Origin of the sequence: Lysinibacillus sp. NPDC097279 (assembly GCF_044761745.1) — a bacterium.
Taxonomy (GTDB): domain Bacteria; phylum Bacillota; class Bacilli; order Bacillales_A; family Planococcaceae; genus Lysinibacillus.
Genome location: NZ_JBIWDA010000003.1, coordinates 431,991 through 448,393 on the forward strand (window position 1 = coordinate 431,991; position 16,403 = coordinate 448,393).

The following is a 16,403-nucleotide window of genomic DNA, read 5'->3' on the forward strand; positions in this document are numbered from 1 at the left end:
AGGTAATTTACATGAGTAAAAAAGTTCATCCATACATTCCAAATATGGTACCCGAAGTAAAACAAGAAATGTTAGACGAAATAGGAGTACCTTCCATTAAAGAACTCTATTCTTGTATTCCAGAGGATTTGCAATATAAAGGAACAATGAATATCCCGAAAGCTTTAAATGAATTGGAGTTACGACGACATATTGAAGGTTTATTAAATAAAAATATAAGTACGAATGATTATCTTAACTTTTTAGGGGCTGGCTGCTGGCAACATTTTATACCAGCAGTATGTGATGAGGTCAATCAACGAGCTGAATTTTTAACTGCTTATGCGGGAGAACCATATGAAGATCATGGTCGTTTCCAAGCTTTATTTGAATACCAAAGTCTTATGGCTGAACTTGTTGATATGGAAGTAGTGAATGTGCCAACATTTGATTGGGCACAGGCTGCAGCTACATCGATTCGTATGGCTAGTCGTATTACGAAACGTACTAAGATTTTACTCGCTAGTACAGTTTCGCCTGAGCGAAAAAAGATTATAACAAACTATGGTACACCGCAATTAGCATTTGAAGATGTGAATTTTAATCTTAATACAGGGTTAATGGATTTAGCCGATTTAGAATCAAAACTATCTAATGATGTTGCGGCGATTTATTTTGAAAATCCATCCTATTTAGGATTTATTGAATCTCAAGGGCAAGAGATTTCAAATCTTGCAAAAAAATACGGTGCCATAATCGTAGTCGGAGTTGATCCCATTTCACTTGGAATACTAGCACCACCGAGTCAGTATGGTGCTGATATTGTATGTGGAGACCTTCAACCACTTGGTATGCATATGAATTATAGTGGAGGGCAAGCAGGGTTTATTGCGACACATAATGATCCAAAATTCGTTAATGAATACCCATCACGATTGTTTGGTATTATTCCTACGGTAAAAGAAGGAGAGTATGGATTTGGTGACATTGCATATGACCGTACATCTTTTGCAGATAGAGAAAATGGCAAAGAATCTGTTGGTACGCAAACAGCTCTATGGGGTATTACAGCAGGTGTTTATTTATCGTTAATGGGACCAAATGGTATGTACGATTTAGGGCAAGCAATTATGCAAAATAGTCAGTATGCTGTAATGCAGCTTAATAAAATTCAGAACATTAGAGGTTCGAGAATGACATCACCTTTTTTCAAGGAATTTATTATCGACTTTAATGATACGGGATTAACTGTAGAAGAAATCAATGCGCAATTATTAGAGCATAAGATCTTCGGAGGAAAGAATCTCTCGGAAGAGTTTCCTCAATATGGGCAGTCGGCTCTTTATTGTGTAACGGAAGTGCATACGAAAGAAGATATAGACAAACTAGTAAGTGCTTTAGCAAAAATTGTGACGAAATAACGAGACAGAAAGGAGCATTAGCATGTTAAAAATTCAAAGACAGTCTGTAAATATAGATTTTCATCAAGCCAAGTGGAATGAGCCTATAATTTTCGAGCTTCATCAACCAGGTGAAGTTGGAGTTGAAGTACCGCAAGTTTCACAAGAAGTGATAGATGTAGTAGGTGATGGTATTTCAGTTTTACCGCAAAATATAAAGCGAGCAAGTAAGCCGCGCTTACCAGAAATCGGGCAAGCCCGTGTTTTACGCCATTATGTTCGACTTTCACAAGAAACATTAGGTTCAGATTTTAATGTAGAAATTGGTCAAGGGACTTGTACGATGAAGTACATTCCGAAAATTAATGAGCTATTAATTCGGAATCCTAAACTAATGGAATTACACCCACTACAAGATATTCGTACTGTACAAGGAATGTTAGAAATTATTCATCACATGGATTTAGCGATGCGTGAGATTTCAGGAATGGATGCATTCTCTTTCCAACCGAGTGGTGGGACACAAGCTTTATTTGCCATGGCATCGATTGTACGTAAGTTTTTTGAAGTAAAGGGCGAAGCAGAGCAACGTAATGAAATTATTACAACTATTTTCTCTCATCCATCTCAAGCTGCAACGGCAGTTGTAAAGGGATATAAAATTATTACCTTACATCCAGATGAAAATGGATTCCCTGATATTGAAAAGTTAAAGGCAGTTGTATCCGAAAGAACTGCAGGCTTTGTTGTAGCCAACCCAGAAGACACAGGTATTTACAATTCGAAAATTAAAGAATTTACGAAGATTGTACATGATGCAGGTGGTATTTGTTACTACGATCAAGCGAATGCAAACGGGTTATTAGGCATTACACGTGCAAAAGAGGCGGGCTTCGATATGTGTTTCTTCAATTTACACAAAACATTCGCAGCGCCACATATGTGTGGTGGTCCAGCAACAGGTGCATTAGGCGTAACAAAGGAATTAAAGCCGTATTTACCAGGACCTATTGTCGAAAAAAATGGGGATCAATATGTGCTAAATGATCAATTAGAGCATTCAATTGGAAAAGTACGCGCTTTCCATGGGGTAGCACAAACTATTTTACGCTCGTATGCATGGATTCGAGCATTAGGGCAAGAAGGGCTTAAAGCAGTGGCAGAAACAGCTGTGCTAAATAATAACTATTTATATAGTAAAGTTTCGAAAATTCGTGGCGCAAGCGTGCCATATGTAAAAGGGCAACGTTTGGAACAGGTTCGTTATAGTTGGGAGCAACTGGAGAAAGAAACAGGTGTTACAACAGAGGATGTACAGCGTCGCATGACTGACTTTGGTTTACATTACTGGACAAGTCATCATCCGTATATTGTGCCACAACCATTCACATTAGAACCAACAGAATCCTACTCTAAAGCCGATTTAGATGAGTATATCCAGGCACTTGAACAAATTTCAAAGGAAGCATATGAAAATCCAGAAGTAGTGAAAAATGCACCGCAAAATAGTACAATTCATCAATTAATCGAAGCTGATTATTTAGATGATCCTGCAAAATGGTGTATTTCATGGAGGGTATATCAAGAAAAGGTGAGAAATGAAGCGGAAATAACAAGTTATAACCGTTAGGAGGGAATTTGATGACGACAAGGCATAGTAGCTTAGAAAAGAAGAGAGTAGTCATTACAGGAGGGGCGAGTGGTATAGGATTAGCCACAGCACAACGTTTTGTCGAAGAAGGATCTATCGTAGCTATTTTAGATATTAATGAAGACAGTATTGAAAAGTCTGTAAAAGAAAACAAGGGAATTGCTAAAGGCTATGTAGTGGATGTTAGTAACCCTGAAAGTGTAAACGCTGTCTTTAATAACATTAAAGAGGATTTAGGTGGAGTGGACGTTTTTATAGCGAATGCAGGTATTAGCGTTCGCTCTCAATTTCTTGATATTACGCCAGAACAATGGAATAAAGTATTAAATATTAATTTAAATGGTGTCTTTTATACGTCACAAGCGGCTGCAAAAATCATGGTTGAACAGGGGAAAGGCGTTATACTCATGACAGCCTCTACAAATGGAGTTACGGGACATCCGTTCTATGCGGACTATAACGCTTCAAAAGCAGGCGTCAATTTATTAGCAAAAACGATGGCATTAGAATTGGCACCACACATTCGAGTGAACACAATATGTCCAGGATATGTATTAACACCGATGCAAATGGCTGAGTATACACCTGAAATGTTAGCGGCTGTAAATGAAGGCATTCCTTTAAAGCGGCATGCAGATCCAAAAGAGGTAGGGGCGTTGTATGCCTTCCTAGCTTCAGATGAATCAGCTTACATTACGGGGCAAACAATTGCCATTGATGGTGGAGAATTAGCTTAATCATAAAACGAGGGGGATTGGTATTTATGAAGAAAAGTCTATTCTATTTGTTATTGGTGATTGCTGCATTGATGGTTGCGTGTTCAGAAAAAGATTCAAATAAAAAAATTGAAACAGCTGCAAATAATAAAGAACAAGAAAATAGCGCTACATCAGAAATGAAATTAGTGAATGATGGGAAGTTAACATTTGCCATGAGCGGATTACTAAAACCATTAAACTATAAGGAAAATGAAAAATTAGTTGGCTTCGATGTAGAAATTGGAAATGAAATTGCAAAAAGAATAGGTCTTGAACCGAACCCTGTGACAAATCCATGGGAAACGATTCTCCAAGGGTTACGAGGAGAGAAATATGATGCCATTATTGGAAGTATGACAGCTACTGAGGAGAGAGCAAAACAGGTGGACTTCTCAGACCCATATTACATTTCAGGAGCTACAGTCTTTATCTCAAGTAAAAATACAGACATCAAATCTTTTGAAGATTTAAAAGGAAAAACAATCGGTGTTATGCAAGCGAGTACGTATGTGGAAGACGCAAAAAAATATACAGATAAAATTAAAGAATTCCCTAGTGAGATATATGCTTTACAAGACCTTCCTCCAGGACGTCTAGATGCCGTCATTACAGATAAAATTGTAGGCATTTCAGCAATGAAAGAATCTGGGTTAGAAATTGAAACAGTAGGAGAAGAAATTAAAAGAGAAGAAATTGCGGTAGCTATTAATAAGGACAATCAAGTGTTATTAGATGCAATAAACAAAGCAATAGCAGATATGGTGGCAGACGGCACTTATAAAGAAATAAGTACAAAATGGTTTGGCAAAGATTTATTAGAATAAACAGACTGTATAAATTATTTTACCTAGTTGAATAGAAAAATACTAGGTAAAATAATTTGAATATTCTAAAAATATTCTTCTATACCAAAAACACTTAAAGAGGTTAGGTGATTTTTATGGAGTTTTTAACGAATATAGCCTCGATATTCCAAAAACATGGAATCGAGTTTTTAAAAGCTACTATTTTAACAGTGGAGTTAACGGTTGTTTCTTTATTAATTGCCTGTGTTATTGGACTTGTTTTTGCCTTCTTCAAGGTTTCGAATATAAAGATATTAGAAAAAATAGCAAATGCTTATATTTTTATTATTCGTGGTATGCCACTTATAGTACAACTTATGTTTTTATACTACGGCATTTCTAGTATATTTGTTCTTTCGGATTTTGCAGCAGGAGCTATTGCACTTGGAATTCATTCTGGAGCTTATATTGCTGAAATCTTTCGAGGATCCATTCAATCAATCGATAAGGGACAAATGGAAGCAGGCCGCTCTTTAGGAATGACGTATTTTAAAACAATGAGACGAATTATTTTGCCACAAAGCTTTAAACGAGCTATACCAGCATTAGCCAATCAATTCATTATTGGATTAAAAGACTCTTCTTTAGTAGCCTATATTGCTGTTTCAGAATTATTTAACCATGCCTTATCCGCTCAAGCGTACAATTATATGCCTTTAGAAACCTACTTTGTAGTAGGTGTATATTACTTAATTTTAGTTCTAATCTTCACACTGTTGTTCAATAAACTTGAAAGCCGAATGGATGTTGGAAAGGGGAAAAAGCATGATAAAGTTGAAGTCGCTTTCTAAATCATTTGGTAAATTGAAAGTTTTAAAGGATATAAGTCTTGAAATCGATAAATCAGAAGTAGTTGTTTTAATTGGAGCAAGTGGCTCGGGAAAAAGTACGTTGTTACGTTGTATGAATTTTTTAGAGATTTTAGATGAAGGAACTATCAGCATTAACGATGAAATGATTGATATAGAAAAAACGAATTTAAATAAAGTTAGAGAAAATATGGGTATGGTATTTCAACACTTTAATTTATTTCCTCATTTAAGTGTTTTACAAAATGTAACTGAAGCACCTATCCAAGTGAAAAAGCAAAGTAAGGAGGAAGCAAACAAAAAAGCAATGGAGCTATTAACGAGGGTTGGGCTTGCTGACAAGGCTAACTATTATCCTGAACAATTATCTGGAGGGCAAAAGCAACGAGTAGCCATTGCAAGAGCACTTGCGATGAACCCAAACGTTATGCTGTTTGATGAACCTACATCGGCGTTAGATCCTGAATTAGTTGGTGAAGTATTAGAAACAATGAAAAGTTTAGCAAGGGATGGGATGACAATGGTCATTGTAACGCATGAAATGGGCTTTGCAAGAGAGGTGGCGGATAGAGTCATTATGTTAGCTGATGGGAAAATAATTGAGGAAGGGCCGCCCTCCGAATTTTTTAAAACGCCAAAGGAAGAGAGAACAGCGAAGTTTCTACAACAGGTTTTATAATTATTATTTCAAGTTAGGAGTTGTGTTTAATGTTAAAAACGTATGATGAAGTATTAAAAGTGACGAATGATCTTGTCAATATTGAAAGTATCGTCAATACTGAAGGCGAAATCGATATATCAACAACACTTGCTAAAACAATTGCTAACCTACCATACTTTCAAAAACATTCGGACTATGTGTTTACATCACAAACTGTAGATGATGAGATTGAGAGATATAACGTATTTGCTTTTGTAAGGGGGACAAAAGAAAGTAGCGCTAAAACGGTTGTCTTAATGGGTCACACCGATACGGTAGGTATAGATGATTATAATAGCTTAAAAGAAAAAGCCTGTTTTCCTAATAATCTTCAAGAAGCATTAAAAAATGAAAAGCTTCCACCGTTAGTTAAAGAGCATTTGGAATCAAATGAATGGTTATTTGGCAGAGGAACACTAGATATGAAAAGCGGTGTAGCCAGCAATTTTTATCTTTTAAAGTATTACTCAGAGCACCCAGAAGAATTAAAAGGAAATATTGTATTTTTTGCTGAATGTGATGAGGAAGATAGCTCGCACGGTGTATTATCAGGCTTAAATGATTTAAAACAACTTAGAGACGAATATGGATTTGAATATGAAGCGTTAATAAATTCGGATTTTGTAGCGCCTAGATATGAAGGCGATGAAAATAGATATATTTATAAAGGCAGTGTTGGGAAGCTGCTTCCTTCATTTTATATAACTGGAGCTGAAAGTCACGTTGGCTCAAGCTTTGAAGGACTTGATCCTAACTATATTGCTGCAGAGTTAACTAGACAAATTGCATATAATCCTGAGCTATGCGATAAATCATTAGGTGAAACGCCTATGCCACCAGTAACGTTGAAGCAAACGGATTTTAAAGAAACATATACTGTGCAAACAGCACTTGCTTCCTATGTATATTATAATTTCTTTGTGCAATCATGGTCCCCTAAAGATGTTCTTGATAAGTTGAAAAATCAAGCAGAAATTGCCTTTAATAATGTAGTGGAAAATTTAAATAATCATTATAAGCGGTATTGTGAAATTAGTGAACAGGAATATACAAAATTACCTTGGGAAACAAGGGTGTTATTTTATGAAGAACTAGAGCAATCAATTATTTCACAAGCTGGTGAAAGTTATAAAGAGCATATGAAGAACTTTAAAGAAAACTTATTGGCAAATAAAGAACTAGATGTACGTATGTTTTCAGCGAGAGTTGTAGAAGAAACTTGGAAATGGGCAAAGGATAAAAGCCCTGCTATTATTCTTTTTTATTCGTCACTATATTCACCACGTGTAGAGGTGACTGGTAAAAATCAAAAGGAAAAGAATCTATTAATCGCTTTAGACTATGCAATCGAAAAAGTGCAACCACATTATAATAAGCCGATTGTCCAAAGAAATTATTTTCCTTATATCTGTGATATGAGCTGTGTAGCAATTAATGACGATGAAGATAGCATTCAATCCGTTATGAACAATAACCCAAGTTGGGGGACAAAACATTTTGTGGATTATAAGGCCATTAGGGATTTAAATATTCCAGCAATTAATATTGGACCGTATGGTTATGATGCACATAACAGATACGAAAGAACGGAATTAAAATATACAATGGAAATCATGCCTAATTTAACGAAACTAGTAATAGACAAGCTACTTGGTTCATGAGCCAGTTATAATCATTGATACTGCAGTAGAAGTGCCTTCAGACTATAAACAAACTCGAGCAATTTCGAGTTTGTTTATAGTCTTATTAAATTGTTTGGAAATTGTTTGAGTGACTGGCACTGACAATTTTTTTTGAAAGGTTGTTTTATTTTAGATTGTTTATTCTATATACAATAAGAAAAGGAGGTGATTTTAAGAAAATAATAAAATCGATAAAATAATCATAAGATAGAGAAACTAGGTTTAAGGACAAATGGTTTACTTTGAAAAAGAACTTACACTCTTTTTTTTACTCGAAATAAGAACATATGCTCTTTTTAAAATTTGGAAGTGAATGTATGCTTCTTAAAAGGAGTGCTTTGGATGTTGGAAAATAAAAGGGATGATGAAGAAAGAATTAAAAAATTTGAAGGTGAAAATCAACAGCTATTAAATAACGAGTTGGTAATTTCCTTTTTGAAAATACCAACTAACAAAGAAAAGTACATGGATACCATATTAAACCCAACTATGGAGAATATGAAAGAATTAGATATGTTATTTAAACATTTTTATTTTAAAATTCGCTTTATTTCTCATATTTCCTCAACTCTAAAGTTTAATTCAATTAATTTCGACAAAAAATTGAGACTTATACAATCTAGATTTTCTCTTACTTTAGACGCCACGATTAATGCTAATGAAGGACAAGAAACATTTCTCGATTTAGTAGCTGACGAACAAGCTGAAGGCCATTTTAGTGAGGTCAACTTAAAGGATAACTTAGATGATTATGTAATAAGCCCGATATTGTATGATGCATTAAATTCGCTGACAAAAAAGCAAAAGGAGATAATTAGTTTAGCTTATGCAGAAGGTTTAAGCGATACGGAAATTGGACGAAGATTAAATAAAACACAGCAAGCTGTCTCTAAGACCCATAAAAAAGCTTTGGAAAATATGATGATGTATATTAAAAGTCATGGGGAAAAAAGGGGGATTTCTGATGATAACAGAACCATCTGATTGGATCATGATAATCGGAAATTTTGGTTTTCCAATAGCAATAACAGTCTACCTTTTTATTAGATTCGAAAAAAAAATTGAAAATCTTGAATTAAGCATTAATAAATTATCGGACCTTATTAAAAACGTAAGAAAGGACTGAAGGGAGATGTCACAAGAATTAATTGCCTTAGTAAAAAAGTCAAAATATGATGATAAAGCTTTATTAACTGTAATTAATTATTTTGAGCCTATAGTGAAACATTGTCTTTATCAAACCCATCCGCATTTTAGAGAGGATTTACGTCAGGATTTACTTATTAAGCTCATCAATACTATACGAAAATATGATGTGAATTCCGTCCCAGGATTTTGGGATTTGAAGAAACGGTATAATGAACAAAATAATTAGGTTGTTTTCATCTTTAATAAATAAAATCGTAGTGGCATAGCCAAGTGGTAAGGCAAAGTTTGTAAAACATTTTTCTCGGTTCAAATCCGAGTGCCACCTAAAGTCGTTAGAAATTGTTTGAATTATTTGAGTTGTTTGAGTTGTTTGAGTGCCTGGCACTTCAACAGGCACTCTATTGTAACAAAGCGTGGCTAATATTACAGGAATGTTACAAAAAGCCGGAATACCCATTAATTAATACCCATATTTTAGCGTTGATAAACCACAAAGTGTTGGTATATCAGCTTTTTTTTTACTTTTAAAACCGTTACACAATTGAAAAATTAAAATACCTTCATTTGTGATAGTCTATGTATAGGCAAAAAAGTTCCTTGAGAGGGGTATAACAAACTTATGAAGAAAAAATGGTTATTACCGATTTTTGCATCTTTTATGTTATTTTCAACAATTCAAATAGATAACGCTGAAGCGGCAACTGCAAATGAAGTTACTGAAACAGCGACGAAATATTTAGGCATTCCTTATGCTTATGGTGGTACAACTACTAGCGGATTAGATTGCTCTGGCTTTACTTCTAAAGTCTTCAGCGATTTAGGCATTAAACTAAACCGTACATCAAGCTCTCAATATCAGCAAGGTACAGCGGTTGCGAAGAGTGATCTAAAAGTTGGCGATTTACTTTTCTTTAACACGAGTGGTAGTGGTATCTCACATGTAGCGATATACATAGGTGACGGTAAAATGATTCACTCTCAAACAGGTAAAGGTGTTAGCTATTCTAATGTAAACGATCCATATTATTGGAGTTCTCGTTACGTTGGTGCTAAACGTGTAGCAGATTTTGACGCAGAACAACAAGCTGAAGTGACAAAAGTAGCGACTGCTGAAGTAAAAGACGCTGCAATTGACTTTTCAGTATATGCTTCACGTGCTGAAGTTGCTGTACAAATTGCAAAAGCTTTAAATTTAGATACATCTGATAAAAACACATCATTTGCAGACGTAAAACCTACTTATGCACATGCTGGAGCAATTTCTGCTGTAGCGAAGTTAGGTATTTTTACAGGTGATGATCACGGCAAATTTAATCCTTCTTCTCCAATGACTCGTGCACAAATTGCAAAAGTATTAGTAGTTGCTTTTGGTCTTGAGCATAAAGGTGATGTTGTGACATTTGCTGATGTTCCTGAAAACTATTGGGCAACAGAATATATTTCAATTATCGCATCAAACGGTATTACATCAGGTAAAGATAACGGTAATTTCGGCTATGATGAAATGTTAAAAATTTCTCAGCTTGAAACATTTATCGAGCGCGCTAAGCAAGTGAATAAGTAATCAATTTCTACTTCGCTTCGGACAAGGGCTACGTTTGAAGTGAAGCAATGCATGGAAGTTCTTTTAAATAACGTATAGACGGAGGAGAGTTTGCACTTGCAGGCTCTCTTCTTTTTATGAATCTATATGAAATGGGGTGATATAAAAAAATGTCGAATAGTTACAATCTATGATAGTTTTGTATGTGAATTTTTGTTAAAATGAACACAATAACACGAGAACATGAAGGGAGGAAATAAGACATTGTACTTTAAAAAAATCAGTCTTATATTATGCGTCTTATTCATTTCAGCTTCTATGTTTACGATACATAGTGCAAATGCTAGTGGTGGTTTTGAAGATGTACCCCAAAAGCATGAAGCTTATGAAGAGATCAATTATTTAGTTAGTTTAGGTGTTATTAAAGGGTACACGGAAAATGGTAAAACGTATTATAAGCCTTATAATAACGTGACACGCGGACAAGTTGCAAAAATGGCCGTTGTTGCTTCTGGCAACAAACCATTAGTTGTCAATAAATCCAATTTTTCAGATGTAACAGTTGGTACCGAGCTTTCAGGCTACGTTGAACGTGCTATACAGCTAGGGTACTTTAAAACAAATACAACAGGTCAGTTTTTACCGAACAAGCCTCTAACTCGCGATGAAATGAGTTATGTATTAACAAAGGCATTTAAGCTTGACGCAAGTGAATACGAAAATATTGATTCTCCTTTTGTTGATGTAGGTATTACACATCCCTACGTTCAATATATCAATACGATTTACTATAATGGTATTACAAAAGGAAGCGGTCAAAACTATAATCCAAATAGCCAAGTAACACGTGCACAATTCGCATTATTTGTTGCTCGTGCTAAAAGTGAAAAATACCGTTTAGAGTTACCTGTAAAAGGTGTTACTGTTCCAGATACAGCACAGGTTATCGGTTTAATTCAAGTGACAACAGATGGCTTGAATATCCGTAAATCAAAAGACTCTTCAATTAGTACAAACATTGTAGGTACAGTCGATAAAGGTGGAAAACTATCAGTCTATGCAGTTGAAGGAGACTGGTTAAAAGTAACATATAAAGGTGCATTTGCTTATATTTATAAAACGTACGCACAATTTTTAGATGCGGACGGTAATGCGTTAGGAAAAATCCAAAAAGAAGTGAAGACAACACAAGGTATCAATCTTTATGTGAAGGCTACTTCATCTTCTAAAACAATTTCAACAATCAATAGTAATGTTAAACTGCCTGTCTATAAAACGGTTAATGGCTACTATTTAACAGTAGTAAATGGTTTACCAGGTTATATTGTTGCAAATAGTACAGAGGATGTGGAAGTAGAACAACCTTCTATACCAGATCCAACTCCTCCACCAGTGGCAGGAGACTTACTAGGTCGCGCAACTGTTGATAGTTTAAATGTCCGCAAAGAAGCGAACTCAACTTCTACGGTACTAGGTAAATTAAGTAAAGGTGACTATGTGCATGTTAACAGCATTAGTGGCTACTGGGCTCAAATTACTTTTGATGGACAAACAGGCTATGTGCATAAATCTTACTTAAAACTATTAAACCAAAGTGGTAATGCACTGAAAAATCGTATTATCATCCTTGACCCTGGTCATGGTGGTAAGGACCCTGGAGCTGTAGTAGGTTCTACTTCAGAAAAGTCTATTACATTAAAAGTTAGTACACTAGTAAAACAGAAACTTGAAGCAGCTGGAGCGAAAGTGTTAATGACTCGTACAGGTGACACATATCCTTCATTGCAAGACCGTGTTGATTTTACCGATGCAAACTTTGGCGAAATCTTCGTTAGTATACATGTCAACTCAGCATCTAGCACCTCTGCACAAGGTACTGAAACATATTATGCTGTAACAACTGGAGATATGTATCAAGAAGATGTTGATCTCGCTACTTTTGTAAATAACCAAATTGTTAATAACTTAAACATGAAAAATCGTGGAGTTAAAGAACAACAATACTATGTTATTCGCAATACATTAATTCCTGCGATTCTAGTTGAACTAGGCTTCCTTACAAATGGTGAAGACCGTGGCAAAATGACAGATGATCAATATATCGAGTTATTTGCTGAAGCTATTTATAAAGGTATTTCTCAATACTACGCAAAACAATAAAACGAAAGAGCTACATCGTTCATAGTTTAGAACGACGTAGCTCTTTTTTTATTGGGTGAAGGAGATGACAGATAATCTATTAGCGCTAACAATCAAGTTATTTAGCGTTTGCATGAAGTGTACGATTTACAAATTGGGCAAAGTTTTGGCGTGTTACCGTGCTGTTTGGTTTAAAAGTTTGATCCGCGTAGCCTGTAGTTATATTTAAAGCAAAGAGAGCTTGAATATCTTTAAAATTGACATGAGATATCGGGACATCAATGAATGTATTTTTAGTAAAGCCTTGTAGCCTAAAGCCCTTTACAAGTGCATGTGCCATTGCTGCACGTGTCATTGGTTGATGGGCGTTAATTTTGCCATCTTCTAACGAAAGAATCCCATAGCGAGCACCTGTGGCTAAAACCGCATAGCCATAATCGCCAGCACTTATATCACTGGCGTTCAAGCTTGCTGAGCTTGAAGGGGTGATAGCAAGTGCACGTAATATCATGTCAGTAGCTTGTATCCGAGTGAGTGTGCCTTGGGGGTTAAATTTGCCATTACTACCTTTCACAATACCTAATGCATGTAAGTTTTTTATGTCATAATAAGCACCATTTGATGCTGATACATCTGGAAAAAATGGGGCAACTTCAATAGACGCCTTATTGGAACCTTTTGTACGTGTGAGCGTTTTAATTTCTGCAATGGTTGCAAATTTTTCGTCAACATTTTTACGATCATCGCGACCTTCTATGAAGGAAGTACGGATCGTATATGTTCCAGCAGCTAAATTTCCTGGCATAAAAATTTGATATTTTTCCGAGTGGGTACTAATATCTTTGCGGTCGGCATTAGTAGTTGTCGCATCTGCAGCAAGGCCTGGTATATAACGATCATGCCCTTTACCGACAACGTGATCGTTTGCATCGAGAATTTCTACTTTTAGTGTACCACGGGCTGGCACATTGCCATTGTTTTTAACCGTTACAGTAGAGTAGAAGACGAATTTACCAGATGGCGCTACATAGCTTTGCACACCGTCAGAGTATAGCGAAAGATTATAGCGACGTGGCACATCCCTATCATGATTTTCGGCAACCCAACGTAAAGCATGCTTCATAAATACTTGAGCGTCTAAGTCGCCTTGTGTTGTAGAGTAAGCAACACCGTTTTCGTTATCTTGCCAATCTGCTTTGGTATTAATAGTAATGTAATCATAAATTTTGAATCCGATTTGTACGACTCTACCTTTGCCATATTCAATAGCATGTGCTGCACCGAACTCATTTTTCTTCATTGTTTGTGGCTTATCAGTATAATCGTAATTCGAAAAATATAATAGCGGTGACGCAGAGCCACCTTGCCATGGTTTAATGATTTCAACCCACTCACGATCAGATTTTTTAAAACTTAGCTGGCTTTTACCGAGCTCGTTAGTAGCATTTTGGATAATTGGATGAACTGAATTGTTATTGCTAATTGTTCCGTTACCCAACACGATATCGTCGATAAAGCGTGAGTTGAAAACTTCTGATAGGTTATCCCATTCCATGACCCATGAGTCGACATCATAGATTAACGGAGAGAGATCCATTTGGCCAACCTTTGGAAATTTGGCAGACTCGTTACGAGCTGTTTGGAACGCAAAAATGGCACCACCACCGTTGCGAACGTACATTTTGACATTTTCGCGTTGTTGATGGTTCATCATGACCGTATAAGGAAAGACGATTGCATCATATTGGCTTAAACTTTCTAAGCTATTTAAGTCCTTTTCGTAAATTTTCTCTACATTGAAGCCCTGTTGCTGATATAAAAGGAAAGCTTTTAGCTCTTTGTTGTATGTAGAGCTATAATCGACCTTTGGAGATACAGTTTGTCCCTCATATGTACCACCAGGGTGTGTGGCGTTGGCATATTTCTCGCTACTTTCAGAGAAAACGATGCCAATTTTTTGTGTTGTAGCTTGAGCTTGCGTCGGTAATAGGAATACAACAAGCAAACAAGCGCAGACTGTAATTAATGAAAGGAATATCTTCAATAAATCCACATCCTTGTTTTGTATTTTTCTCAAAAATAGTATTACTTCATTTCATCATACACCCAAATAATTACTGAATCGTAGAGATTTAGGTGAAAATGAAAAATTTGAGCATTTTTATGTAAAATCCATAGAATACTTTCTATAAGTCTATCCGTATTTATGATATAATAACCTTTGTTTTTGTAGGGAAAACTAAAGAATGTAATAGTGAATAACAACTATTGATTCACGATAGAGGAGGGCAATAACATCTATTTAGATGTATTACATGTATGAATAAACTGAAGCAAGTTTTCGCAAAGGTCAATAAGATTGATACGTTTTCACCGTATTTCTTTTTACCTTTTATATTAGTACTATATTTCTTTACAAGTCTATTCGATTTCCATCGATTTGAATTATTTAACGTTCGTGTATCAATTTTGCCAGCGGTATTAGTAGCACTTGTTTGCTATTATATCGGTGTTTATATTATTGATAAATTACAATGGACAATCCCATCATTTGGGCTATCTTTCTTAGGAAAATATGTTATCCACATTGTTGTGTTACTAACTATAATCGGTTTAGCTTCTTATTTAATGATGATTTTTGGTGGAGGTTTAGGGATTTCAGATGAATCTAATCGTCGTAATCTCGATCCAAAACTAAACTTCTTCAGCCAATTATTATGGTATGGAATTTTACTGTTATTATCTTACAAAATGATTTTAGAAAAGCATATGACATGGAAGAAAGCAATAGTATACGGCACAATCTTTGCTGTTGTAATGTTCTTGTTCCTTTTAATGGGTTATCGTACGCCATTAATTATTATGCTATTTACTGGAATTATTATTTTCCACTATGTTGTGAAACGTGTAAAATTAACTTGGTTCCTAACAGCATTATTTGTAATCGGTGTTGCGTTCTCGATGTTCGGTTTCTTACGAGTAGTAACAGAAGATACAACGAAAGAATTCAATAATCGTGATCAACCAGATGTTGAATTGACAGAAACAGAAAAAGAAAAGCTTTTAACTGTTGAGCAAAAAGTAAATTTAACACCTAAATGGATGCGTTCTATTAATGGTGAAAGTGTGACAGGTCATATCGTTTTAAGTAAAATTATCGAATACACGCAAGAAGAGGGCTATTTAAAAGGCGAAATTCACAAAGGGATCTTTAATACGATTCTTCCTGGTGAGCAAATTTCACCTCGTATGAAGGTGACGGAAGTTGTAAACTCATTGAGCGTGGAAGAAGGTAAATATATTACACGTCCAACAAGAACAACAACGCCTACTTTTATCGGACAACTATTCCTTGATGGTGGCTATGCACTTGTAGCAATTGGCTTCTTATTATATGGTGTATTAATTTCATTAATCTATAATAAAGTTAAACAAGGTGGCATCCGTAGCTTCCACTCAGTAGCCTACGCATTTGTCATTACACTGTTTACAGTGTCGATGCACACAGGCTTACTTGATTTAATCTTTATATTAATGTTAGGTTTTGTAGTAATTGCATCAGCAATTATAAAAACAGAGCAAAGAAAACTTCGATACTAACAGTAAAGGGCTGCCCTATTAAGGACAGCCCTTTTATTATTCCTGCATATAGGGAAGTGAATCGCGGAATTCCAACGTCATACCGCGGGAAAAAGGTGTAGAACCGCGGAATTCCAGCGTCATACCGCGGAAAAAGGATGCAGAACCG

General features: G+C 35.6%; 14 protein-coding genes and 1 tRNA gene. 14 read left to right on the forward strand and 1 reads right to left on the reverse strand.

From position 1 onward, the window contains the following. The first annotated feature begins 11 nt into the window (after positions 1-11). The 13 genes from gcvPA (at position 12) to ACIQ1H_RS15750 (ending at position 12,676) form a co-directional block, all read left to right on the forward strand. Positions 12-1,400, forward strand: a complete 1,389-nt coding sequence (gene gcvPA, locus ACIQ1H_RS15690) for an aminomethyl-transferring glycine dehydrogenase subunit GcvPA (protein ID WP_402889942.1) — start codon at positions 12-14, stop codon at positions 1,398-1,400. A gap of 22 nt (positions 1,401-1,422) precedes the next feature. Continuing rightward, positions 1,423-3,009 carry an aminomethyl-transferring glycine dehydrogenase subunit GcvPB gene (gcvPB, locus tag ACIQ1H_RS15695; RefSeq protein ID WP_402889944.1) on the forward strand — a complete coding sequence of 529 codons (1,587 nt, stop codon included), beginning with the start codon at positions 1,423-1,425 and terminating at the stop codon, positions 3,007-3,009. 11 nt (positions 3,010-3,020) lie between these two features. Further along, a complete protein-coding gene (locus ACIQ1H_RS15700; RefSeq protein WP_402889946.1) occupies positions 3,021-3,767 on the forward strand; it encodes an SDR family NAD(P)-dependent oxidoreductase in 747 nt (248 codons plus the stop codon). 26 nt (positions 3,768-3,793) lie between these two features. Continuing rightward, complete coding sequence (locus tag ACIQ1H_RS15705) at positions 3,794-4,612, forward strand: transporter substrate-binding domain-containing protein (protein ID WP_173479714.1); 819 nt, start codon at positions 3,794-3,796, stop codon at positions 4,610-4,612. Positions 4,613-4,728: 116 nt separating this feature from the next. After that, positions 4,729-5,424 (forward strand): amino acid ABC transporter permease, encoded by a 696-nt coding sequence (locus ACIQ1H_RS15710; protein ID WP_173479713.1) that lies wholly within the window; start codon positions 4,729-4,731, stop codon positions 5,422-5,424. Next, positions 5,399-6,121, forward strand: a complete 723-nt coding sequence (locus ACIQ1H_RS15715; RefSeq protein WP_402889948.1) for an amino acid ABC transporter ATP-binding protein — start codon at positions 5,399-5,401, stop codon at positions 6,119-6,121. Before ACIQ1H_RS15710 ends, ACIQ1H_RS15715 begins: the two co-directional genes overlap by 26 nt. 29 nt (positions 6,122-6,150) lie before the next feature. Then, the gene (locus ACIQ1H_RS15720) at positions 6,151-7,803 is read left to right on the forward strand and encodes a M20/M25/M40 family metallo-hydrolase (protein WP_402889950.1); all 1,653 of its coding nucleotides are present in this window, start codon (positions 6,151-6,153) and stop codon (positions 7,801-7,803) included. Positions 7,804-8,166: 363 nt separating this feature from the next. After that, entirely contained in the window at positions 8,167-8,808 is a 642-nt protein-coding gene (locus ACIQ1H_RS15725; RefSeq protein WP_402889951.1) for a sigma-70 family RNA polymerase sigma factor, read from the forward strand. Continuing rightward, positions 8,789-8,950 (forward strand): YvrJ family protein, encoded by a 162-nt coding sequence (locus ACIQ1H_RS15730; protein ID WP_173479709.1) that lies wholly within the window; start codon positions 8,789-8,791, stop codon positions 8,948-8,950. Before ACIQ1H_RS15725 ends, ACIQ1H_RS15730 begins: the two co-directional genes overlap by 20 nt. Positions 8,951-8,956: 6 nt before the next feature. Next, positions 8,957-9,199: a helix-turn-helix domain-containing protein gene (locus ACIQ1H_RS15735; protein ID WP_173479708.1), complete on the forward strand. Its 243-nt coding sequence runs from the start codon at positions 8,957-8,959 to the stop codon at positions 9,197-9,199. 31 nt (positions 9,200-9,230) lie between these two features. Next, positions 9,231-9,298 (forward strand) — tRNA-Tyr (locus ACIQ1H_RS15740). 294 nt (positions 9,299-9,592) lie between these two features. After that, positions 9,593-10,537, forward strand: coding sequence for a C40 family peptidase (locus ACIQ1H_RS15745; protein ID WP_402889952.1), 945 nt, complete (start codon positions 9,593-9,595; stop codon positions 10,535-10,537). A gap of 243 nt (positions 10,538-10,780) precedes the next feature. After that, on the forward strand, positions 10,781-12,676 hold the full coding sequence (locus tag ACIQ1H_RS15750) for an N-acetylmuramoyl-L-alanine amidase (RefSeq protein ID WP_402889954.1): 1,896 nt from the start codon (positions 10,781-10,783) through the stop codon (positions 12,674-12,676). A gap of 97 nt (positions 12,677-12,773) precedes the next feature. Here ACIQ1H_RS15750 and ACIQ1H_RS15755 read toward each other — a convergent pair whose 3' ends face one another. Then, on the reverse strand, positions 12,774-14,699 hold the full coding sequence (locus tag ACIQ1H_RS15755) for an S-layer homology domain-containing protein (RefSeq protein ID WP_402889956.1): 1,926 nt from the start codon (positions 14,697-14,699) through the stop codon (positions 12,774-12,776). Between the two features lie 275 nt (positions 14,700-14,974). Here ACIQ1H_RS15755 and ACIQ1H_RS15760 point away from each other — a divergent pair, with 275 nt between their 5' ends. Then, positions 14,975-16,255: an oligosaccharide repeat unit polymerase gene (locus ACIQ1H_RS15760; RefSeq protein WP_173479706.1), complete on the forward strand. Its 1,281-nt coding sequence runs from the start codon at positions 14,975-14,977 to the stop codon at positions 16,253-16,255. Positions 16,256-16,403: the final 148 nt, after the last annotated feature.